Genomic DNA, 22,235 nt, shown 5'->3' on the forward strand with positions numbered 1-22,235 from the left:
TGCTGCCCTTGCCCGGATCAGGGCAGCTTGGTAATCAAAACGCAGGTGCCGCGCGCATCATTTAAGTGAAGGACGAAGAGCCGATGACCGATGCCCCGACGCAAGAGACCACCGACCCGATCACCGAATGCGATATTCAGCTGATCCAAAGCATCCTGCCACATCGCTATCCGTTCTTGCTGGTTGACCGCGTGATCGACATTGACGGGACGACCTCGGCTACGGGCATTAAGAACGTGACGATGAACGAGCCGCATTTTCAAGGCCACTTTCCCGGTGCCCCGATCATGCCCGGCGTGACGATCATCGAGGCGATGGCCCAGACCGCTGGCGTCATGGTTGGCGCGTCTATGGGGCTGATCAACGGCGATCTGCTGATCTACTTCATGTCGATCGATGCCTGTAAATTCCGCCGCAAAGTGATCCCCGGCGACCGGATGCTGATGAAGGTGAAAACCCTGCGCGGCAAACCCGGTGCAAAGGTCTGGAAATTCCACGGCCGTGCCGAAGTTGATGGCGAATTGGCCTGCGAATGTGAATTTGCCGCCATGTTGGACATGCGCAACTGATGGCACAGATTCACCCTAGCGCGGTTATCGAAGACGGGGCCGTCATCGGCGAAGGCTGCGTGATTGGTGCCTTTTGCCTTGTCGGGCCCAAGGTCGTGCTGGGGGCCAATGTGACCCTGAAAAGCCATGTGGTCGTCACCGGCGACACGCATATCGGCGACGAGTGCGAGGTTTTTCAGTTCGCAGTGATTGGCGAAGTCCCGCAGGATCTGAAATTCGACGGCGAAAAAACCAAACTGCGCATCGGCGCACGCAACCGCATCCGCGAACATGTGACGGTGAATACGGGCACGGCGGGCGGCGGCGGGCTGACCCGGATTGGCGACGATTGCCTGCTGATGGCGGGCTGCCACGTCGCGCATGATTGCATGATCGGCAACCGCGTTATCATCGTGAATTCCAGCGCTGTGGCGGGGCATTGCATCCTAGAGGACGATGTTATCGTTGGCGGTTTGTCAGGCCTGCATCAGTTTGTGCGCGTCGGGCAGGGTGCCATTATCGGCGCGCTGTCGATGGTGACCAACGACGTGATCCCCCACGGCCTTGTCATGGGCCCGCGCGCGACGCTGGAAGGGTTGAACCTTGTCGGCCTGAAACGTCGCGGGATGCCGCGCGCCGATATCTCTGCCCTGCGGGCGGCCTATGCGGCGCTCAAGGACGGCGATGGCACCTTCCACGCCCGCGCCGAAGGTTTGGCGGGCAGTGACAGCGCAGCGGTGCAGCAGGTCTTGGCCTTTATCATGGCTGACAGCGACCGCAGTTTCCTGACACCGCACTGATGCTGGCGCTGATCGCCGGAACCGGCGCGCTGTCGGCGGCGGTGCTGCATGCGTTGCCGCAGCGGCCTTTGGTCTGCGCGCTGGACGGCTTTACGCCAGAAATCGCCCCCGATGTGACCTTTCGCATCGAACGGCTGGGCGGATTTCTGAACGATTTGAAAGTGCGCGGCGTAACGCAGATCTGCATGGTGGGCAGCGTCCGTCGCCCACAAATCCACGTCAGCGCCTTTGACCTTGCGACGCTTTGGCTGGTGCCGACGATCTGGCGCAGCCTGCGCAAAGGCGACGACGGCGCGCTGCGTGGCTTTATCGCAGTGCTGGAACAGCGCGGATTTCAAGTCATCGGTGCGCACGAGGCGGCACCCGATTTGCTGCCCCCTGCTGGCGTTCTGACCAAAGAGAAGCCTTCCCAGTTGCACCGCGCGGATGCGCTTGCCGGTGTGGCGCAGCTGACCCTGATGGGCGCTGCCGATCTGGGGCAAGCCTGTGTCATCCGGCAGGGCACCGTGATCGCGTCAGAGGATGACGCAGGCACGGATGCGATGCTCGGCCGCTTGGGAGCAACGGCAAAGGCCGCGATCCTGTTCAAAGGCCCCAAGCCAAACCAAGACCGCCGCGCCGATCTGCCCGTTATCGGCCCCCGCACCGTGGCGAATGCCGCAGCGGCGGGCCTTGCGGGAATCGTGATCGAGGCGGACGGCGTCATGGTGCCGGATTTGGCGGGTGTAATAGAGGTGTTGGATGCGCAGGGCATGTTCCTGTGGGTCAGGCCGAAGGGGGCAGCATGAAGGTTTTCGTGATCGCAGGAGAGCCGTCAGGCGATGCCCTTGGCGGCGCGGTGATGGCGGGGCTACACGCGCTTGCTCCGGGCGTGACATTCCAAGGTGTCGGCGGCCCGCTGATGCAGGCGCAGGGCTTGGTCAGCCAGTTCGATATGAACGAGCTGAGCGTGATGGGGCTGGCCGAAGTCTTGCCGAAATACCGCGCGCTCAAACGCCGGATTGCCGAATGCGCCGAGGCCGTGATCGCGGCCCAGCCTGACGTGCTGTTGACCATCGATAGCCCGGATTTTTGCCTGCGTGTGGCAAAGCTGGTCAAGGCGCGGTCAAACATCCGCACCATTCACTACGTCGCACCGACAGTCTGGGCGTGGCGGCCGGGGCGCGCTGCCAAGATGGCGCGCCATATCGATCATGTGCTGGCGCTGTTCCCGTTCGAGCCGCCCTTGATGCAAGCCGCTGGTATGACCTGCGATTTCGTCGGTCACCCGGTGGTGGCGCAGCCTGTCGCGACCGGGGCCGAGGCGGACGCCTTTCGCGCTGCCCACGGCATCGGCGATGCGCCCCTGATCCTCGCGCTGCCCGGATCCCGCAAGGGAGAGGTGACGCGGCTGGCCAGTCGTTTCGGCGGGGCCTTGGCGCTGCTGCAAAAATCCCAGCCAGACATGCGCGTCGTGGTGCCTTGCGCCGGGCCGGTGGCTGATCTGGTGCGGGACCTCACCGCCGATTGGCCCGCTCAGCCGATCTTGATCGCGCCGAATGATGCGGCGGCGAAACGCGCAGCCTTTCGCGCGGCGGATGTGGCGCTGGCGGCCTCTGGCACGGTGTCGCTTGAACTTGCGGCGTCGAACACGCCGATGGTCATCGCCTATGATATGAACTGGCTGTCGCGCCAGATCATCGGGCGGATGCTGTTGGTGGATACGGTGACGCTGGTCAACCTTGTGTCGGACACCCGCGCGGTGCCTGAATTCATCGGGCCAGACTGCACATCGTCGCAAATCGCAAACGGTTTGCGGGCGGTACTCGCCGCGCCAAAGGCGCAGCACGCGGCTATGGCGCTGACGATGGACCGTCTGGGGAGAGGGGGCGAGGCACCGGGCCTGCGCGCCGCGCGCTCTGTCTTAAGCCACGTCCGTTAAGTACGATCAGCCCTGCCGCGAGCAGGGCAAATCCGGCGTAGGCATGGGGCGGCAGCGCCTCGTTCAAGGCGACGGCCCCCAGCAGGATTGCGACGGGCGCGATCAGCAGCGTCACCAGCATCAGGTTGCCGGACCCGGCCATCGCCAGCACGCGGTAATACATCAGATAGGCCAGTGCTGTGGCGATCACGGCGTAGTATCCGATGGCAGCCCAGGTCGCAGGCGCGCGGGGCAGCGGCAGCGGACCTTCGATCAGCCAAGCGGCGGGCAGTATGATCGCTGTGGCGGCTGTCAGCATCCCGGCGGCGGCGATCTGCGGCGGCAGACCGACAAGGCGTTTGCGCGCCCAAACCCCGGCCAGCGCATAAGAAACCGTGCCGCCAATCACGGCAAGCTGGCCAAGAGAGCGCGGATCGAGCGCGCCAAGCTGGTCTAGTCCAATCGCAGTGGCAACGCCCGCAAACCCAAGCGCGGTGCCAATGGCGCGGCGCAGGGTCAGGCGTTCGTCCGCGAAAAAGACCGCGGCGGCCAGCACGCCAAAGATCGCTGTGCCCGCGTTCAGGATTGCTGTCAGCCCGGTTTCGATATGCAACTGGCCCCACGCCATCAGGCTAAAGGGGATCACATTGTTCAGCAGCCCCATGCCCGCAAAGCCGACCCATAGCTTTGCGCTGCGCGGCACTGCCAGCCCGCGCCACGCGACATAGGCCCACAGGATAACCGCCGCCAAGCCAACGCGGTAAGCGACAACGGTCAGCGGCCCCATCTCGTTCAAGGCGACGCGAATTGACAGGAACGAGCCGCCCCAGATCAGGGCCAGAACGCAAAGCTCTGCCCAAGCACGGGGGGACATGGATTTTTGAAGCTGTGTTGTCATGGGCTGACATGACGGGGATTGCAGCGCTTGCGCAATCCGAAACATGCGAAAAGCCCCGGCGATGTGCCGGGGCTTTTGCAATTCAGGTCAGGTATTCTTAGAAACGGTAGCCGACCGACAGGCCAACAGCGACAGCGTCGTTGTCAGAGAAGTTGGTCGCCAGCAGCGCGTTTTCGTTGTCGTCGCCTTCACCAAAGGTGATGTACTCGACGCCGCCGGTCACTTTGATTGCGCCGTTGGTGTAGCTGCCGCCAAAGCCGTAAGCGATGGAACCATCCGTCGGGGACAGACGCGACAGCACATCGCCGTTGCCGGGCTCGTAGGTCACGCGGGCAAAGCCCGAGATCGCGTCAGAGAACTTGCGGCCAACGCCGATGCGGTAAGTTGTCGTGTCGGTGTCGATACCGGTCACACGTGCGCTGCCCACGGGGCTTGCAGGGATGCTGGCACCATAGACGGGGGGGCGAACCTCCCAATCAGACCAGGTGGCGTGACGGATCGAACCGAAGACCAGCGTGTCTGTGGCGACGCCCGACTGGAAGTCGAGGGTGTAGACGTCAGGCATTTCGATGTTGGTCGTCATCGGATCCGTGTCGACACCGCCAAAGGATTCGACCGATTCGAAAGAGTGCGTGTAGCCCGACTCGTAGGTCAGTGCGACGCGCAGCGCGATCTCGCGACGCTCATAAGCGGCACCGACGATATAGCTGGTCTGACGATCAGAATCGGTGGTCGCCTTATAGGTTAGGCCGCCGACGGGCGTCGTCGTGGCGATGGCACCCAGCTGCTGCGCCTGCTGGCCAAGGGCACCTGCGGTGGCAAGGTCGCCGCCAGCTGCGGCGGCTGCTGCCGCATCACCCAGCTGCTGTGCAGCCAGACCATATTGGACGCGGATCAGCTGGTCGGGAATGTCGATCGTTGCTTGCGACACGATGCTGCGGGCACCGCCGTAAACGCTGATGTTTGGCGTGACTTTGTACTTCAGCACGATGGACGTGCCGCGCGAATCCCATTCAGCAGCAAGGCCTGTGTAGAAGCCGTTGGTATAGTCGGCGTTTGCGCCGAAAGGCTGGTTCGAAAAAAGACCAAGTGCCAGCTTGTCGGTCAGGTCATACTTGACCGAGCCGGACAGCGTTTCGAAGTCTTTGGACATCACGTCGGTGCTTGTCGCGCCGCCACCCAAAGCGGTTGCGGTCGGGCCATAGGTACCCGACACGGATGGCGAAACGTTGGCATATGACAGCTCAGCGTAGTTGCCGGTTTCAAACAGCAGGCCGTAGTTGGTCAGGTTGCGGTCGATGCCCGATGCCGAAGCGGCCGTCGTGGTCATCAGCAGGGCTGCGCCCAGCGTAAATTGTTTTTTCATGTCTCCATCCCCGTCATGAAAGTTTCCTCAATCCACACGTTGTACACACAGAATTGAACGGTCAATTAATGACGCGGCGTCAAACCGCGGATCGCGGGGGGATGTGCCATCTTTGTCGTGAGCAGGCCCTAGGCGCGGCGTGATTGGCCTTTGGTGATGTTCAGGTAATTGCCGCCAAAGATCAGCGCAGCCCCCAAGAAGATAAAGGGATCCAGCTGTTCGCCATAGATCAGCGCGCCAAGGATCGCGACTGTCGGCAGTCGCGCAAAGTCGATGGGCATGACGATGCTGGCGGGGGCCAGCGACAGCGCGGTGGTCAGGCAAAAGTGGCCGAACAGGCCAGCGCATCCGATCACGACCAGCCACGGCAGCGTGGCAGCGGTCGGCAGGGCGATGTCACCATCGTATCCTGCGCAGATCAGACCAAACACCGCCTGCATTACCGTCAGATAGAATAGGATGCAGGTGATCGTCTGGGTGCGGGTCAGCCTGCGCGTGAAAATCGCGGAAAACGCAAAGCCGATGGCGCAGAGCGCACCGGCGATCAGGCCCGCAGAGATCGGCGCGCTGCCGGGGCGGGTGACGATCAATACGCCGATAAAGCCGATCAGCGCGGCAATCAGGCCGACGCGGGTCAAGCGTTCGCCGAGTACCAGCGGCGACAATAGCAGCACCCAGATCGGCGTGGTGAATTCCAGCGCAAAGACTTGCGCCAGCGGGATCATCGTCAGGGCAAAAAACCACAGGTTCTGGCCAATGAAATGCGACAAGTTGCGCACGGCATGCAGCCCGAGTTGCTGCGTGTTGATCTGCCGCCACGTGCCCGTCGCATAGGCAATAGAGCAGACAATCGCGATGCCCAGAAGGCTGCGATATGTCATGATTTCAAAGGTATCGAGGGCGAAGCTTACCTGACGGCCAGCGATGGCCATCGAGGTAAACGAGAAGATCGCGCCTATCATCCACAGACAGGCGCGCAGGGTCGGCGTCATAGGGATTCCCCGGCCACGCGGGCCGGGGCTGCTGTGATCATTCCCACTCGATGGTGCCCGGAGGTTTGGATGTGATGTCATAGGTCACACGGTTAATACCCTGTACTTCGTTGATGATCCGCGTTGCGGTTTCGCCAAGGAATTCGTGGGTGAACGGATAATAATCCGCCGTCATACCGTCGACAGACGTGACCGCGCGCAGGGCGCAGGCAAAGTCATAAGTGCGCCCGTCGCCCATCACGCCAACGGTCCGGACAGGCAGAATCGCCACGAAGGCCTGCCAGATCTCGTCGTACAATCCGTGGCGGCGGATCTGGTCGATATAGACCGCGTCCGCTTTGCGCAGGATTTCCAGCTTTTCACGGGTGATTTCACCGGGGCAACGAATCGCAAGACCGGGGCCGGGGAAGGGGTGGCGCCCGATAAAGCTGGGCGGCAGGCCCAGTTCGGTGCCCAGCGCGCGAACTTCGTCCTTGAACAACTCGCGCAGCGGCTCCACCAGTTTTAGGCCCATCTTTTCAGGCAGGCCGCCCACGTTGTGGTGGCTTTTGATCGTGACAGAAGGGCCGCCGGAAAAGCTGACCGATTCGATCACATCGGGGTACAGCGTCCCCTGAGCGAGGAATTCCGCGCCTTCGATCTCGTTCGCGTATTTCTGGAACACGTCGATGAACAAGCGACCGATGATTTTGCGCTTGGTTTCCGGGTCGGACTGGCCGTCCAATTCGCCCAAGAACAATTCCTGCTCGTCCGCGTGGATCAGCGGGATTGCATACTCATCACGGAACATCTTAACGACTTCGTCCGCCTCGCCCTGCCGCAGCAGGCCGTGATCGACGAAAACGCAGGTCAGCTGGTCGCCAATGGCTTCGTGAATCAGGACAGCCGCCACGGACGAATCGACGCCGCCGGACAGACCGCAGATGACTTTCTTGTCGCCAACTTGCGCGCGGATCGCTTCAATCGCTTGTTCGCGGTAGGCACCCATCGTCCAGTCGCCCTTGAAACCAGCGATACGCACGAAGTTTTCATACAGTTTCGCGCCGTTGGGCGTGTGGTGCACTTCGGGGTGGAACTGCACGGCATAGAAATGGCGCGACGCGTCAGCGGTGACAGCAAAAGGCGCGTTGGGCGAAGTGCCGAACACTTCAAAGCCGGGCGCGATGGCGGACACGTGGTCGCCGTGGCTCATCCAGACTTGCTCGCGCTCGGTCAGGAACCAACCGCGCAGCAGGTCAAGCTCGCCCTTGGGCGTGACATAGGCGCGGCCAAATTCGGCGGTGCCGTGGCCGCGTTCAACCTTGCCGCCCAATTGGGTCATCATGGTCTGCTGGCCATAGCAAATGCCCAGAATCGGCACGCCCATGGTGAACACGCTATCAGGCGCACGCGGCGATCCGTCGCGGGTCACGCTGTCAGGGCCACCAGACAGAATCACTGCCTTGGGCGCAAACTCTGCCAGAAAGGCGTCAGTGACCTTTTGGTAGGGATGAATTTCGCAATAGACGTTCAATTCCCGCAGGCGCCGCGCAATCAATTGCGTAACCTGAGAGCCGAAGTCGATGATCAGCAGGCGTTCGTGGTCTTGTATATCCATGCTGCTGAATAAGTCGGATTTCGCAACGCTGCAATGTCGCTTTCGCCCCAAGGGTGGCGTTTGTCGCTTCTCTGCCCGCTGAAACTCGTCGTATCACAGGCGCAAGATCAGCGGGAAAGGTGCGGATATGACCGAGGCAGCAACAACAGGACGCAGGGCACGCGGGGGCGGCGGGGCCGCACGGCGTGCGGAACGGACCGCCGTCAGTGTGGAAACCGCTAAGTATATCGAACGCAACATCCCGAACTACGAGGTGCTGACCGAAGAGGCGCTGGACGTGATCGAGCGCAACGCAGAGACGATTCTGGCCGAGATCGGTGTCAATTTCGTTGATAACCCTGCCGCGCTGGACCGCTGGCGTGCCGCTGGCGCAGAAATCGAAGGCGAGCGTGTGCGTATTCCGCGTGGCCTTGCCCGGAAATTGTGCAGCACGGCCCCCAGCCAATACACCCAGCACGCCCGCAATCCAGAGCGGAACGTCGTGATTGGCGGTAAGAACCTTGTTCTGGCCCCGGTCTACGGCCCGCCTTTTGTGCGCGATGCCGAAGGTGGCCGCCGCTATGCCACCATGGCTGACTTCGAAAAGTTCGTAAAACTTGGCTATATGTCCAAGTGGCTGCACCATTCCGGCGGCACCGTTTGCGAGCCGACGGATATTCCGGTGAACAAACGCCACCTTGATATGCTGCTGGCCCATATGGTGCTGTCAGATAAGCCTTTTATGGGCTCTGTCACCGAACCCAGCCGCGCCAAAGACAGCGTCGAGATGTGCGAGATTTTGTTCGGCAAGGACTTCGTGCGCGACAACACGGTGCTGACGTCGCTGATCAACATCAACTCTCCGATGACGTTCGATTCGATCATGATGGGCGCGCTCGAGATTTTTGCAGAGCATAATCAGGCCAGCATCATCAGCCCCTTCATCGTCGGCGGCGCGATGGCGCCAGTCAGCGTTGCGGGCACGCTGACGCAGGTCATGGCCGAAGTGCTGGCGGGCGTTGCCTATTCCCAGCTGGTGCGCCCCGGTGCCCCGGTGATCTTTGGCGCCTTTGTGACCTCGATCGACATGAACTCTGGCGCGCCCACCTTCGGCACACCAGAGGCTGCGCATATCACGTACGGGGCAGGGCAGTTGGCCCGCCGTTTGGGCCTGCCATATCGCAGTGCAGGATCGTTCTGCGGATCGAAGCTTCCCGATGCGCAGGCAGCTTACGAGACGTCGAACAGCCTGCAAATGGGCCTGCTATCCGGCGTTAACTTTATGCTGCACGCTTGCGGCTGGCTTGAAGGCGGCCTTGTTGCCAGCTTTGAAAAGTTCGTGATGGACGCAGACCAGCTCGGCACGCTGCACCACTTTGCCCGCGGCGTTGATATGTCGGAAACCGGTCAAGCGATGGATGCCATTGCAGAGGTCGGGCCCGGCGGCCACTTCCTTGGCTGCGCGCACACGCAGGCGAACTTTAAGTCCGCGTTCTGGCGGTCTGATCTGTTCGACTACAAACCGTTCGAGACATGGGACGAAGAGGGCGCGCGCGACACCCAAGCCCTTGCCAGCATACGGGTCAAAAAGATGGTCGACACCTATGTCCAGCCGCCCCTAGACCCAGAGATCGAGGCGCGGCTGCGGGCCTATGTGGCGGACAAAAAAGCGTCGATGCCAGATAGCTTTATGTAGGCCATCGCGGCACTTAAACGAAGTAGTCTACGTCACACTCCGGGGGCGCGCGATGATTTCAAAATCGCGCGCCTCTGCCATGATGGCCGTCAGCAACTGAATATGGCGGATCAGCGCGTAATGCGCGCTGTGGGCCGTGCGGGCGTCGTTCTCTTCGCGCTCTGCCTCTAATAAGGCCATTAACGCCGCGCCGCAGCTGACATGTGCAGCGTCCGGCAGCAAGCGCGCCAAATCCCGGCTGCGCCGAAATCCATCAAGCCCGAATCGCGCCGCCTGCACCAATAGGCCCGGCCGCTTTAGCTGTCTGATCTGTGATTGAATGTCCTGCATGTCATGTCCCTTTTGCCGGGGGCATCCCGACGTCATGCACACTTGGTGGCACAACCTAAAAGGGTGTTGCGGGCTGTGCGGACTCTCCGGACGGTCCTGCTCTCATTCGTTAATCATTTTTTGGAAGAGTGTTACCAAGTTGATAACATTAACTATCAGTTAAGATAACGTCCTTAATTTATCTAGTCTGTATCCCTTTCTGCAAGGTGGCACAGGTGGGTTCTGCAGGGACCAGGGGGACTGGCCGATATGACAATGCTTAAACAAATTCACACACCGGATTATCCGGCGTGGGTTCCGGACCCGGTCCGGCATTATCTGGCCCATACGGTCGACGGCACGTCGATCCGGGCCTTGGCCCGGCAGCGCGATGTGCACCCTTCGACGATCCTGCGCCAAGTGCGCAGCTGCGAAGCGCGGCGCGATGATCCGCTGATCGACGCGGCGCTGCGTGCGCTCTCGCTTACCTCTCCTACACCTGACGCTACAGAAAGCTCTGCCATGCTGCACTACGTGCCCGTTTCCATACCCGCCGCCGCCGCCGCTTGCGTGTCCCAAAGCCGCCTGAACCGCGAAGCGCTGCATGTGCTGCGCCGGCTGTGCGAACCCCGTGCGATCATGGCCGTGGCCCGCGATATGGATAGCGCGGTGATCGTCAGAGAGGACGGCGCAGGCGGCACGTTGCGCACTGCTGTGGTCGAGGCAGAGATTGCCCAAGCGATCGCCTTGCAAAACTGGGTCAGCTGCCCCGACCCAGAGGCGCGGATCGCCCGCTATCACATCACCGGGCTTGGCCGCACCGAACTGCGCCGGTTGACCGCGGCCGAAGAAAACCGTGCAAGCGGCTTTACCGATCTGGGCGGCGATAACGACTGGACGCGGCCAGAGGCAGCCGCTGCCGCCGCCCGCTTTATCGCGACGGAAACGCCGCTGATCGGGCTGTCGCGCCGCCGTGGCAAGGATGGTAAACCGTTCTTGCACCGCGACTTGGTCCGCGTCGGAGAGCGGCTGCGCGAAGATTTCGTCCTGTCCCAGCCCGGCCCCGATGTCGCAGAGGACTGGCGCGGCGCGCTGACCGCTGGGGCCCCGGTCCATCCCGCGACCCAATCCGCCCGCGACCGCGTGATTGCTGCGCTGGATGATCTGGGGCCGGGATTGCAAGACGCCGCCTTGCGGTGCTGCTGCCTGCTTGAAGGGTTGGAAATCACCGAAAAGCGGCTTGGCTGGTCGGCGCGGTCGGGCAAGATCGTGCTGCGCATCTCGCTCCAGCGTTTGGTGCGCCACTATGAACAAACCATGGGCAAATTTGCGCCGCGCATCGGTTGATATCCTGCGGCAATACGCATGGCGGACCTGCGGGGCAGGCAATGGACTTTTGTCCCGCGGACCCTTAGGTAATTGCCAATCACAGATAAAAGGCCCGCAGCCCATGCGCGATCTGAAAATTCCTGCCCAGCGCCACCCGGAAAAGGCCAAGCGTCCCGACGCGGCCCAGCCGAAGAAACCTGATTGGATCAGGGTCAGAGCCCCGAACTCTGAAGGGTATCGCCAGACGCGCGATATCATGCGCGAACATAAGCTGACCACAGTCTGCGAAGAGGCAGGTTGCCCCAATGTCGGCGAATGCTGGAGCCAAGGCCACGCGACCATGATGATCATGGGCGAAGTCTGCACCCGCGCTTGCACCTTCTGCAACATCGCGACCGGTAAACCGCCAGAGGCGCTCGACGTGTTCGAGCCGGGCCGCGTTGCCGATGCGGTGAAAAAGCTGGGCCTGAACCACGTTGTCATCACCTCCGTCGACCGCGACGATGTCGAAGACGGCGGGGCAGAGCATTTTGCGCAAACGATCCGCGCCATTCGCCGCCAAGCGCCACAGACCACAATCGAGATTTTGACCCCAGATTTCATCCGCTGCGATCCGTCAGTGCTTGAAATCGTGGTGGCGGCCAAGCCGGACGTGTTCAACCACAACCTTGAAACCGTGCCGGGCCTGTATCCTGAAGTGCGCCCCGGCGCGCGGTATTTTCATTCGCTGCGCCTGCTGCAGCGGGTGAAAGAGCTTGATCCAACGATGTTCACCAAGTCGGGGATCATGGTCGGACTGGGCGAAGATCGCCAAGCGGTTCTGCAAGTCATGGAAGACATGCGCGCCGCGGACATCGATTTCCTGACCATCGGTCAGTACTTGCAGCCGACGCCAAAGCATCACCGCGTCGACCGGTTCGTCACGCCAGAGGAATTCGCTGGCTATGAAAAAGCCGCCTTTGGCAAAGGGTTCTTGATGGTTTCGGCGTCCCCGCTGACGCGGTCGTCTTACCATGCGGGCGATGACTTTGCCCGGCTGCGGGCCGCGCGTTTGGCGAAACTGGGCTGACCGGACGGGACTGCGGCCGGGATGGTCGCAGTCCCGGACCAAATTGGCCCGGGTCAAATCTGATACATCCGCGCTTGCAGGGCATTCATGCCGCCGGGGCGGCCTAGGAAATAGCCTTGGCCGAATTTCACCCCAAGTTTGTGCAGACTTTCAGCCTCTTGCACCCGCTCTACCCCTTCTGCGATGACGTCGGCATTAATTGCCTTGGCAAAGTGGACAATGCCTGCGGTCAGCGCCTGACTGGCGGGGTCCATATGGATGCCGCGTACCAATTCGCTATCCAATTTCACGAAATCCGGCTTGATTTGCAGCACGGTGCTTAGGCTGGAATGCGCCGCACTTAGGTCATCGACAGCGATTTTCGCCCCCATGCGCCGCAGGTGTTTAATCTGGGTCTGTAGATCGGTCATGCTGTCAAAATAATTATGCTCTGTCAGTTCCAGCACGATCCGGTCGCTATTGGGGCCATCAATCATCGCGGGCAGGTTGCCGTGGATCATCATATCCGGCGATACGTTGATGGAGAGGGTCAAGGCCCGCGGCAGATCCTCTAGCCTGTCGAGCGTCTTGAGGATCACGGCACGTTCCAATTCGCGTTGCATGCCAATTTTGCGGGCATCCGCGAACCATGTATCGGGGTTGCGGTACGGGGTAGGGCGAAAGCGGCACAATGCCTCTGCCCCGACAACGGCATTGCTGTGCAGGGCCACGATAGGTTGCAGCAGAAGCGTGAAATCGCGATCGACGATCACGTCTTCGATCTGTTGGCGCATATCACGGCCATCTTGATCCGCCTTGACGCCGGACCCGATCGCATCAGCCAAAAGCTGGGCGAAGTTCGTGACGATTGCCAGATCACGTTCGCTCAGATTGGGCATTGGATCGTGGGACATGCAGCAGAATACGCCGTAGGCTGTGCCATCGGCCATAAGCAGCGGTACCGCGACATAGGCCCCCACGGGCAACATCACCGTCGCAGGCAGCGACATCGCAACGGGATTCGTGCGCGTGTCGGCGAGCATTTGCGGCAGGCGGCCATCACGCACAGCAAGGCAGTAGCTGCCCTTGGCCGGGCGGCGGTCCCCCGCCTCGAAATACGGGGCGCGGCGATCTGTGGATACGGCGCGGTAAACCACATCCCCCGAATCAAAGACCGCCAAATAGGCCAGCGGCATATCTAAATGCCGCCGGACCGTGGACAGGATTTCGTCAATGATCGGCACCCGCGCAGCGGTGTGGGTGGAGGCGATGCGGAATGTGGCATGATGTGTCATGCCGCCGTCATTTCATATTTTCACTTAATTTGTCGTGAACGGCCGCAGGTTTTGGCGCTGCATTTCAACATCAGCGCCAATCAGCCATTCGGCCCCCGCAAGCGCAAGGCAGATCGCAACCACGCCCAGTACCAGCCAGACGCGCCCCGCCGAGGGTGGATTGCGCGCCCAGCGGCTGGCGTTCAGCAGCCAGCGCGGGTTCATGCCTCGTCCGTGAACCGCACCTGACCGATGTAGGGCAGGTTGCGATTGCGCTGCGCAAAGTCGATGCCATAGCCCACGACAAAGGCGTCGGGGATTTCAAATCCGGTCCAATCGGCGCGGAAATCGACTTCGCGGCGGGCGGGTTTATCCAGCAGGGCAATGGTTTTCAGCCGCGCCGGGTGGCGCGAGCGCAAATAATCGGTGACGTGGGACAGCGTGTGCCCGGTGTCGACGATATCTTCGACGATCAGCACATCGCGGCCTTCAATGGTGCCGCGCAGGTCCTTCAGGATTCGTACCTCTCGGCTGCTTTCCATGCCGTCGCCGTAGGATGACGCCTCGATGAAGTCGACTTCGACGGGCAGATCAAGTTCGCGCACAAGGTCGGCGATGAACACAAAAGACCCGCGCAGCAGGCCGACGACCACCAGTTTGTCCGTGCCTTCAAAGGCGGCGTGAATGTCGTGCGCCAACGCCTCGATCCGGGCGGCGATGGATTTGGCGCTGATCATCTGGTCGATAACATAGGGACGAGACATGCAATACCTGTAGGCAAGGGTTGATTTCTTCGCACCTTTTACGACATCACAGGGTGAAGTCACACCGTGAAAGTCACCTATGCCCGTCCACGACGAAACCCGCGTTCTGCCTTATACCGCTGATCAGATGTATGCCCTTGTGGCGGACGTTGAAAATTACCCCAAGTTTTTGCCTTGGACGGCGGCTGCGCGCCTGCGATCCAGCGATGATCAGGGCGATCACACGATATTGCTGGCCGATCTTGTTGTGTCTTTCAAAGTGTTCCGCGAAACGTTTGGCAGCAAGGTCACGTTGTGGCCTGCGAAACAGCAGATCGACACAGCCTATATCGACGGCCCTTTCAAACATCTGAACAGCCGCTGGACGTTTGAAGACGCCGCTGGCGGCTGCAAAGTCCACTTTCACGTCGATTTCGAATTCAAGAATCGTATTCTGCAAGGTGCGGCGGGCATGTTCTTTAACCAAGCCATGCAGACCATCGTGAAAGCCTTTGAAAAGCGCGCCGCCACGCTTTACGGCACGCCCGCCTAAATTCAGGCCAAGACGCAAAAAGGGCCGCCAATTTGGCGGCCCCTCATTTTGCAAAGCCTGTCGTTTAAGAGTTCAGATCGTAGGCCCGCTCGCCATGCACAGCAAGGTCGAGGCCTGTTGTCTCTGTCTCGTCGTCAACGCGCAGATGGGTGATCGCGCGGCAGATATAGATCAGCGCGACGGTCACAACGGTCGTCCAGAGGCCGACGATGGCCAGCGATCCCAGCTGCGCCGTCCACGTGCCTGCGCCAAAGGCCGCGATCATAATCGTGCCAAAGATACCGCCGACGCCGTGCACTGCGAAAACGTCTAGCGTGTCGTCGACAACCAGTTTCCCGCGCACAAAGTTCACGACCTCTTGGCACAGCACACCGGCGACAGCGCCGATAATCAGCGCCTCGATCGGGGTGATGAAGCCGGCCGCCGGGGTGACGCTGGCAAGGCCCGCGATGGTGCCGGTGACAAGGCCAACCATGGACGCACGGCCGAACTTGATCCGCTCCCACAGGGCCCAAGTCAGGGACGCGGCGGCGGCGGACAGGTGCGTCACGGTGATCGCCATGGCAGCGCCCGCATCAGCGGCCAGTTGGCTGCCACCGTTAAAGCCGAACCAGCCGACCCACAGCATCGCAGCACCGATCATCACCATGCCGGGGTTATGCGGCGGCTTGGCCTTGTCGCGCCGTGCACCAAGGAAAATCGCAAGAATGAAGGCCGCCAGACCTGCGGTTTCATGCACCACAATCCCGCCCGCAAAGTCGCGCACGCCGACCTCTCCAAAGATGCCACCATCCGCTAGGAACCCGCCGCCCCAGACCCAATGCACTACTGGCGCATAACAGATCAGCATCCACAGCGCGGAAAACAGCAGCACAAAGCCAAAGCCGATCCGTTCGACATAGGCACCGACAATCAGCGCGGGGGTGATGATCGCGAATGTCATCTGGAAGGCAAAGAACAGGATTTCAGGCAGCGTCCCGGTTAGGCTGTCCAACGTGACGCCGTTCAAGAACAGCTTGTCCAAGCCGCCCCAGTAGGGGCCATCACCGCCAAAGGCGATGGAATAGCCTGCCACGAACCATAGCACGCTCATCAAACAGGCGATGGCATAGCAGTGCATGAACACGCTGAGCACGTTGCGGGCGCGCACAAGGCCGCCATAGAACAAGGCTAGTCCCGGCAGCGTCATGAACAGCACAAGTGCCGTCGCGACCATAATCCAGGCGGTATCCGCAGCATTCATCTCAAACCCCTCCAACTTGGTTCCGGCCGCAATGACGGACACGGCATCGCTAAGGAAAGAGGCAGATGCGTTTAGATGCGCGACTTTTTAAGGCAATGCGTAAAGCGCCTGCCAAATGTGCTGTTTTTAGGGGCTGTGCTTAATTATCAATCGAAAATTGAACGACGCCAGCGGTCAGCAAACCCAGCCCATGAGCCACGGCCGCAGCCCGTACTTGGCCGCGGCCAAGGGCGCCAAACTCTACCGTTTCCATATGCACGCCGTCGCCTGTCGCGATGCCAAAGCAGACCCTGCCTTCGGGCTTATGCTCTGATCCGCCGGGGCCTGCGATGCCCGTCACGGACAGGGCGATCTGCGCGTCGGATTGATCGAACGCGCCCTGTGCCATCTCGCGGGCGATCTCTTCTGATACGGCACCGAAGTCGTCCAGCGTGTCCTGCAAGATGCCTAGCATCTGCATCTTGGCGCTGTTGGAATAGGTGACCCAGCCGCGATCAAACACGTCGGAAGAGCCTGCAACCTCTGTCAGCGCCGCCGCGATCATCCCGCCTGTGCAGCTTTCGGCCAAGGCGATCTTGATCCCGCGTGCGCGGGCGAGGTCCAAAAGCTGCGCTGCATCCGTCATTGCAAAATGATCCCGTGATAAATTCCAGCAAACAGGACGACGCCGATGGCGGCAAAGACGCCCGCGATCACATCGTCCAGCATCACACCCAGCGGATCGCCGCGGCGGTCAGCCCAGCCCACCGGGCCCCACTTCTTAATGTCGAACAGCCGGAACAACGCGAACGCCACAACCCAGCCCGGCCACAGCGCCGTATAGGATGCGCCGACATTGGCCGCGCCAATCGCCAGTGGCCAAAGGGCGATCCACTGGCCGACAACTTCGTCGACGACGATCTCGGACGGGTCCTCATTTCCCGACCTGCGGGTTTCATGCACGGTCGCCCACCAGCCAAGGCCAAACAGCGCGGCGGTGCCAATGATCAACAGCCACGGCCCGCCGAGCAGCATCAGAGCCAACCCAAGGGGCAGGGCGGCCAGTGATCCCCATGTCCCCGGCGCGGGGCGCAGGTAGCCGATATAAAAGACGGTCGCGATCAGTCGTGTCATTTTGCCACCAATGCTGCGGTCGCGATGGCAGCGATGCCTTCCTCGCGTCCTGTAAACCCAAGCCGTTCCGACGTCGTCGCCTTGACGCTGATGCGCCCGGCCTCCAGCCCCATGATGTCAGCCATCGCGGCTCTCATGGCCGCCTGATGCGGGCCGACCTTGGGGTATTCGCAAACCAGTGTGCAGTCGATGTTGGAAATCGCAAAGCCCATATCGGCGGCCAGCTGCACGGCGTGGCGCAGAAAGATCTGGCTTTCAGCACCTTTCCACTGCGGATCGGACGGCGGAAAGTGCACGCCGATATCGCCCTGCGCCAGCGCGCCGTAAATGGCGTCCGTCACCGCATGCATGCCAACGTCAGCGTCAGAGTGTCCCTGAAGCCCCCGTCCATGCGGCACGGCCACGCCGCACAGCATCACATGATCCCCCGGCCCAAAGCGGTGCACGTCGTAGCCATTGCCCAGCCTGATATCCATCGGTTCCCTCAGCAGTTTTTCCGCCCGCGCAAAGTCCTCGCGGTGCGTGATTTTCAGATTATCCTCATCCCCTGCCACGATGGCAACGTCCAGCCCTGCGGCGCGGGCCACGGCGACGTCGTCGGCGGCGGGCATGGTATGGGCGGCATGTGCGGCGCGGATGGCGTTGGTGTGAAAACCTTGCGGCGTCTGCGCACGAAACAGCCCCTCGCGGTCCTGCACGCCGGTCACATGGGTATCGCCGCGCCACAGCGCATCGGTGACAGCCAATGCGGGGGCCGCGCCGGGGGCGCCATCAAGCGCGGCGCAAACCCGGTCGATCACAGCGGCGCTAATCAGCGGGCGCGCAGCGTCATGTATCAGGACGTGGTCACTGGTCACCGCCGTCAGCCCCGCCATCACCGATGCCTGCCGCGTTTCGCCGCCTGCGACGATGGTCGTGCTGTCGTCCGTCCAGCGGTCCAGCTCGTCCGGGTGCAGAACCAGCACGATCTGGTCAATCTTTGGGTGCCGCGCAAAGGCCGCGACGGTGCGGTGCAGAACGGTCTGACCGCCAAGGCTTTGCCATTGCTTCGGCGCGGCGCCTCCGGCCCGTATGCCGCGTCCGGCAGCCACGATGATTGCGGTGGTGCTTGGCAAGGTCGGCTCCTGTTTTGGCTGAAATGACACGTCCTGTGACTAACGATCAGCCAAACGCTGCGCAATCACTAGACTGCCGCCTAATTTTTAGGCGAATGCCTGCGAAAGTCAGGCGTTTGGGCCGCGCCGCGTTGTCACCCTGCGCCGCAGCGTCTAAATCAGAACGCAGACGCACAGCCTTTAGGCAAAAGATGAATTTGACAGCAGTACCCTCTTTCTTGCCCGACCCACCGGTGGCCCTCGCGCCGCTGGCGGGGATCACCGACCTGCCATTTCGGCAGTTGGTCGCCAGCTTTGGCGCGGGCTGGGTGGTGTCGGAAATGGTTGCGTCGCAGGACATGGTGCAGGCAAAACCGTCGGTCCGCGACCGGGCCGAACTGGGCTTTGACCAAAGCGCCACCGCCGTGCAGCTGGCAGGCCGCGACGCCTATTGGATGGCAGAGGCCGCGCGCATGGTCGCCGATAACGGCGCTGCTGTGATCGACATCAACATGGGTTGCCCTGCGAAAAAGGTGACGGGCGGCTTGTCCGGCTCAGCCTTGCTGCGCACGCCGGACCACGCGCTTAGTTTGATCGAGGCGGTGGTGAACGCCGTCGATATTCCCGTGACGCTGAAAACGCGCCTTGGTTGGGACGACGACAGCTTGAACGCTCCCGACGTCGCGCGCCGCGCGCAAGATGCGGGCATCGCGCTGGTCACGATCCACGGCCGCACGCGCTGCCAATTCTACAAAGGCGACGCCGATTGGGCTGCTATCCGCCGGGTGCGCGATGCGGTCACGATCCCGGTCATCGCCAACGGCGACATCACGGACAGCGCCACGGCGCGGGCTGCGATGGACCAATCCGGCGCGGACGGCGTCATGATCGGGCGCGGCGCGCAGGGGCGGCCTTGGGTATTGGCGCAGATTTGCAGCGATCTTTACGGCACACCCGCGCCCAACGTGCCGACAGGTAAGGCATTTTGTGACATGGTTTCAAATCATTACGAGGCGATGTTGATGTTCTACGGCAATGAACTTGGCAGCCGCGTCGCACGCAAACATCTAGGATGGTATATGGACGTGGCGCATACCCCGCGCGAATTGCGCGGTGCGGTTCTAACATTAACTGATCCGGCTAAGGTATTGGCTTTGCTGCCAGATGCCCTGATCCAGCCCGCACAGGTGGCCGCATGATCGAAGACGAAGCCCTTTGGACGTCGCTGCCTGTTCCAGCCCTTTTGCTGGACGCCAATGACGTCATCTTGCAGTCCAATCCAGCGGCAGAAAGCTTTCTGAACCTGTCCGCCAAAACGCTGGTGGGCGAGGTCGTCTGGGAAAAGGTCCTGATCGACGCGCCCTTGGAAATCCCCTTTGAGCGGGCCCGCGAACAGCGCACGTCCTTGTTTATCAACGACGTTGACGTTGGATCGGGCATGCGCGCGCCGCTGCATTGCAACATCCAGTTTGCGCCGCTGACGGGCCAGAACGGCGTTACGATCATGATGATCAGCCCGCAACAGATCGTCAGCCGCCTGAACCAGAACGCCATGTCCGGCAAGGCCGCGCGGTCCGCCATCGGTATGGCCGAAATGCTGGCGCATGAGATCAAGAACCCCCTTGCGGGCATCACCGGCGCGGCGCAGCTGCTGTCGATGGGGCTAGAGCCGCAGGACCAGGAGCTGACCGACCTGATCGTTGCGGAATCCCGCCGGATCGTGAAGCTGCTGGAGCAGGTCGAACAGTTCGGCAACCTGCGCCCCGCCTTGCGCAAATCAATCAACATCCACGACACGCTGGACCGCGCGCGGCAGTCGGCCTCTGTCGGGTTTGGCGCGCATATGATGTTCCTGACGGATTACGATCCGTCCTTGCCCCGTGCGCTGGCCGATGCGGACCAGTTGCAGCAAGTCTTTCAAAACCTGATCAAAAACGCTGCAGAGGCAGGCGGCCCCGGCGGCACCATCCGCCTGCGTACCTTTTACGACGCATCCTTGCGCGTGATGCAGGCCGACGGCACCCAAGCCCGCCTGCCATTGCAGATCGAGGTGATCGACGACGGCCCCGGCCTGCCGCCCGATATCGCGGCAGATGTATTCGAGCCCTTCGTGTCGGGCCGTGAAAACGGCACCGGACTGGGCCTCGCGCTGGTCAGCAAACTGATGCACGACGGCGGCGGCTGGATCACGGTAGACTCTGGCCCCGGCCGCACCGTGTTTCGCCTGTCCTTGCCGCTGGCAGACTCAAACGACGACGGAGAAAACTGATGGATGGAACGGTTCTGGTTGCGGACGATGACCGCACGATCCGCACGGTGCTGACGCAGGCGCTGACGCGGGCGGGGTGCAAGGTGCACGCGACGTCCAGCCTTGTGACGCTGATGCGCTGGGTGGACGAAGGGAAGGGCGATTTGGTCATTTCCGACGTCATCATGCCCGACGGCAATGGTCTGGAACAGTTGCCCCTGATCGCCAAGGCGCGGCCAGGCCTGCCAGTCATCGTGATCTCGGCGCAGAACACGATCATGACGGCGATCCAAGCGGCAGAGGCGGACGCCTACGACTACCTGCCCAAGCCGTTCGATCTGCCCGACCTGATGAAACGCGCCGCCCGCGCGCTAGAGGTCAAGCGCCACGCCAATGCGACGCCGCGCCAGATTGAACGCTCTGATGCGACGTCTGATTTGCCGCTGGTGGGGCGCACGCCTGCGATGCAGACGCTGTACCGCCTTGTTGCGCGGGTCATGAACACCGCGCTGCCTGTGCTGATCACCGGCGAATCCGGCACCGGAAAATCACTGATCGCCCGCGCCGTGCATGACTTCTCTGACCGCCGATCCTTGCCGTTCGTGACGGCGACATCCAGCGATCTGGCGGGCGCGGACGGTCCCAGCATGATCTTGTCGCGGGCCAAGGGCGGCACGATTTTGTTCGACGAAGTCGGCGATTTTGACGCCGGCGCGCAGGCGCGGATCGTGCGGCTGCTGGATACACTGGGCGATAACGCGCCGCGCATTATGGCGACGTCCCAAGGCAACCTAAGCGCCTTGATCGAAGAGGGCGGCTTTCGCGACGACCTGTTCTATCGCCTGTCCGGCGTGACCATCGCCGTGCCTGCGCTGCGCGAGCGGGTCGACGACATTCCGCTGCTGGCCGACCACTTCCTTGGCGCGGCAGAGCGTGACGGTGCCCCCCTGCGCCGCCTGTCGCCCGGCGCGATGGACATGGTCCGCGCCTATAGCTGGCCCGGCAATGTACGGCAGCTGGAAAACACCGTGCGCCGCCTTGTGTTCACAGCTGCCGCGGATGAGATCACCCGCGCCGAAGTCGATGCCGTTTTGGGCAATCAGCCCGCGATGGAGCCGATGCGCGGCGGGGCCGAGGGCGAAAAGCTGTCGGTGTCCGTGGGCCGTCATTTGCAGCGCTATTTCGACCTGCACGGCGGGACCCTGCCGCCGCCGGGCCTGTATAATCGCATCCTTCGGGAAATTGAGGCCCCGCTGATCGAGATCGCCTTGGACGCCACAGGCGGAAATCAGGCGAAATGTGCCGATTTGCTGGGAATTAACCGTAATACCCTCAGAAAGAAGATCACCGACCTCGATATTCGCGTGACACGGCGCCGCAAATTGATGTAAAACCGCAACATAATCGTGGCCCCGGAACGACATTGTTCCGGCAGGACCACACAATATGGCGGTAACGGCGGGGTTAAACCTGCCATGGTGACAGGGCGAAGCGCGTGGAGCGTT

23 protein-coding genes are annotated in these 22,235 nt (G+C 61.7%); 11 read left to right on the forward strand and 12 right to left on the reverse strand.

From position 1 onward, the window contains the following. Positions 1-83: 83 nt before the first annotated feature. From fabZ to lpxB, 4 genes are read left to right on the forward strand one after another with little or no spacing between them, the layout of a single operon-like run. Positions 84-569, forward strand: coding sequence for a 3-hydroxyacyl-ACP dehydratase FabZ (gene fabZ / locus KBW81_RS07015; RefSeq protein WP_090184891.1), 486 nt, complete (start codon positions 84-86; stop codon positions 567-569). Beyond that, the gene (gene lpxA / locus KBW81_RS07020) at positions 569-1,348 is read left to right on the forward strand and encodes an acyl-ACP--UDP-N-acetylglucosamine O-acyltransferase (RefSeq protein WP_254248808.1); all 780 of its coding nucleotides are present in this window, start codon (positions 569-571) and stop codon (positions 1,346-1,348) included. The genes fabZ and lpxA overlap by 1 nt, the downstream gene beginning before the upstream one ends. Beyond that, positions 1,348-2,136, forward strand: coding sequence for an LpxI family protein (locus KBW81_RS07025; protein ID WP_254248809.1), 789 nt, complete (start codon positions 1,348-1,350; stop codon positions 2,134-2,136). The genes lpxA and KBW81_RS07025 overlap by 1 nt, the downstream gene beginning before the upstream one ends. Beyond that, complete coding sequence (gene lpxB, locus KBW81_RS07030; protein WP_254248810.1) at positions 2,133-3,269, forward strand: lipid-A-disaccharide synthase; 1,137 nt, start codon at positions 2,133-2,135, stop codon at positions 3,267-3,269. Before KBW81_RS07025 ends, lpxB begins: the two co-directional genes overlap by 4 nt. On the opposite strand, the gene KBW81_RS07035 is transcribed toward lpxB, so the two are convergent. The 4 genes from KBW81_RS07035 to guaA form a co-directional block, all read right to left on the reverse strand. Then, on the reverse strand, positions 3,181-4,146 hold the full coding sequence (locus KBW81_RS07035) for a DMT family transporter (RefSeq protein WP_254248811.1): 966 nt from the start codon (positions 4,144-4,146) through the stop codon (positions 3,181-3,183). The two genes, lpxB and KBW81_RS07035, sit on opposite strands and share 89 nt — an antisense overlap. A gap of 97 nt (positions 4,147-4,243) precedes the next feature. After that, on the reverse strand, positions 4,244-5,512 hold the full coding sequence (locus tag KBW81_RS07040; protein ID WP_254248812.1) for a hypothetical protein: 1,269 nt from the start codon (positions 5,510-5,512) through the stop codon (positions 4,244-4,246). A 128-nt stretch (positions 5,513-5,640) separates the two neighbouring features. Then, positions 5,641-6,504 carry a DMT family transporter gene (locus tag KBW81_RS07045; RefSeq protein WP_254248813.1) on the reverse strand — a complete coding sequence of 288 codons (864 nt, stop codon included), beginning with the start codon at positions 6,502-6,504 and terminating at the stop codon, positions 5,641-5,643. A 37-nt stretch (positions 6,505-6,541) separates the two neighbouring features. Then, positions 6,542-8,101 (reverse strand): glutamine-hydrolyzing GMP synthase, encoded by a 1,560-nt coding sequence (gene guaA, locus KBW81_RS07050; RefSeq protein ID WP_254248814.1) that lies wholly within the window; start codon positions 8,099-8,101, stop codon positions 6,542-6,544. Between the two features lie 127 nt (positions 8,102-8,228). Here guaA and KBW81_RS07055 point away from each other — a divergent pair, with 127 nt between their 5' ends. Continuing rightward, on the forward strand, positions 8,229-9,776 hold the full coding sequence (locus tag KBW81_RS07055) for a trimethylamine methyltransferase family protein (RefSeq protein WP_254248815.1): 1,548 nt from the start codon (positions 8,229-8,231) through the stop codon (positions 9,774-9,776). Between the two features lie 27 nt (positions 9,777-9,803). Here the strand turns inward: KBW81_RS07055 and KBW81_RS07060 are convergent, their stop codons facing one another. Continuing rightward, positions 9,804-10,106 carry a DUF6477 family protein gene (locus KBW81_RS07060; RefSeq protein ID WP_254248816.1) on the reverse strand — a complete coding sequence of 101 codons (303 nt, stop codon included), beginning with the start codon at positions 10,104-10,106 and terminating at the stop codon, positions 9,804-9,806. A gap of 249 nt (positions 10,107-10,355) precedes the next feature. Here KBW81_RS07060 and KBW81_RS07065 point away from each other — a divergent pair, with 249 nt between their 5' ends. Together KBW81_RS07065 and lipA are read left to right on the forward strand one after the other, a co-directional pair. Then, positions 10,356-11,432, forward strand: a complete 1,077-nt coding sequence (locus tag KBW81_RS07065) for a DUF6456 domain-containing protein (protein WP_254248817.1) — start codon at positions 10,356-10,358, stop codon at positions 11,430-11,432. A 103-nt stretch (positions 11,433-11,535) separates the two neighbouring features. Further along, complete coding sequence (lipA, locus tag KBW81_RS07070) at positions 11,536-12,483, forward strand: lipoyl synthase (protein ID WP_254248818.1); 948 nt, start codon at positions 11,536-11,538, stop codon at positions 12,481-12,483. Between the two features lie 53 nt (positions 12,484-12,536). Here lipA and KBW81_RS07075 read toward each other — a convergent pair whose 3' ends face one another. From KBW81_RS07075 to hpt, 3 genes are read right to left on the reverse strand one after another with little or no spacing between them, the layout of a single operon-like run. Continuing rightward, on the reverse strand, positions 12,537-13,757 hold the full coding sequence (locus tag KBW81_RS07075; RefSeq protein ID WP_254248819.1) for a sensor domain-containing phosphodiesterase: 1,221 nt from the start codon (positions 13,755-13,757) through the stop codon (positions 12,537-12,539). Between the two features lie 24 nt (positions 13,758-13,781). Further along, the gene (locus KBW81_RS07080) at positions 13,782-13,961 is read right to left on the reverse strand and encodes a hypothetical protein (RefSeq protein ID WP_090184921.1); all 180 of its coding nucleotides are present in this window, start codon (positions 13,959-13,961) and stop codon (positions 13,782-13,784) included. Beyond that, positions 13,958-14,500 carry a hypoxanthine phosphoribosyltransferase gene (gene hpt / locus KBW81_RS07085; protein WP_090184923.1) on the reverse strand — a complete coding sequence of 181 codons (543 nt, stop codon included), beginning with the start codon at positions 14,498-14,500 and terminating at the stop codon, positions 13,958-13,960. Before hpt ends, KBW81_RS07080 begins: the two co-directional genes overlap by 4 nt. A gap of 79 nt (positions 14,501-14,579) precedes the next feature. On the opposite strand from hpt, the gene KBW81_RS07090 reads away from it, so the two are divergent. Then, positions 14,580-15,032 carry a type II toxin-antitoxin system RatA family toxin gene (locus tag KBW81_RS07090; RefSeq protein WP_090184926.1) on the forward strand — a complete coding sequence of 151 codons (453 nt, stop codon included), beginning with the start codon at positions 14,580-14,582 and terminating at the stop codon, positions 15,030-15,032. 64 nt (positions 15,033-15,096) lie between these two features. Here the strand turns inward: KBW81_RS07090 and KBW81_RS07095 are convergent, their stop codons facing one another. From KBW81_RS07095 to KBW81_RS07110, 4 genes are all read right to left on the reverse strand, one after another. Then, the gene (locus KBW81_RS07095; protein WP_254248820.1) at positions 15,097-16,275 is read right to left on the reverse strand and encodes an ammonium transporter; all 1,179 of its coding nucleotides are present in this window, start codon (positions 16,273-16,275) and stop codon (positions 15,097-15,099) included. Between the two features lie 139 nt (positions 16,276-16,414). Continuing rightward, positions 16,415-16,900: a CinA family protein gene (locus KBW81_RS07100; RefSeq protein ID WP_254248821.1), complete on the reverse strand. Its 486-nt coding sequence runs from the start codon at positions 16,898-16,900 to the stop codon at positions 16,415-16,417. After that, entirely contained in the window at positions 16,897-17,388 is a 492-nt protein-coding gene (locus tag KBW81_RS07105; protein WP_254248822.1) for a phosphatidylglycerophosphatase A family protein, read from the reverse strand. The genes KBW81_RS07100 and KBW81_RS07105 overlap by 4 nt, the downstream gene beginning before the upstream one ends. Continuing rightward, on the reverse strand, positions 17,385-18,503 hold the full coding sequence (locus tag KBW81_RS07110) for a bifunctional 2-C-methyl-D-erythritol 4-phosphate cytidylyltransferase/2-C-methyl-D-erythritol 2,4-cyclodiphosphate synthase (protein ID WP_254248823.1): 1,119 nt from the start codon (positions 18,501-18,503) through the stop codon (positions 17,385-17,387). The genes KBW81_RS07105 and KBW81_RS07110 overlap by 4 nt, the downstream gene beginning before the upstream one ends. 191 nt (positions 18,504-18,694) lie before the next feature. Between KBW81_RS07110 and dusB the strand changes: the two genes are divergently transcribed. Genes dusB through KBW81_RS07125 form a run of 3 tightly spaced genes read left to right on the forward strand, consistent with a single transcriptional unit; the run spans position 18,695 to position 22,121 of the window. Next, entirely contained in the window at positions 18,695-19,681 is a 987-nt protein-coding gene (gene dusB / locus KBW81_RS07115; protein ID WP_254248824.1) for a tRNA dihydrouridine synthase DusB, read from the forward strand. After that, complete coding sequence (locus tag KBW81_RS07120; protein WP_090184941.1) at positions 19,678-20,751, forward strand: two-component system sensor histidine kinase NtrB; 1,074 nt, start codon at positions 19,678-19,680, stop codon at positions 20,749-20,751. Before dusB ends, KBW81_RS07120 begins: the two co-directional genes overlap by 4 nt. Next, positions 20,751-22,121 (forward strand): response regulator, encoded by a 1,371-nt coding sequence (locus KBW81_RS07125; RefSeq protein WP_175499127.1) that lies wholly within the window; start codon positions 20,751-20,753, stop codon positions 22,119-22,121. Before KBW81_RS07120 ends, KBW81_RS07125 begins: the two co-directional genes overlap by 1 nt. Positions 22,122-22,235: the final 114 nt, after the last annotated feature.

The organism is Loktanella salsilacus (assembly GCF_024206795.1).
In the GTDB taxonomy this organism is placed as follows: domain Bacteria; phylum Pseudomonadota; class Alphaproteobacteria; order Rhodobacterales; family Rhodobacteraceae; genus Loktanella; species Loktanella salsilacus.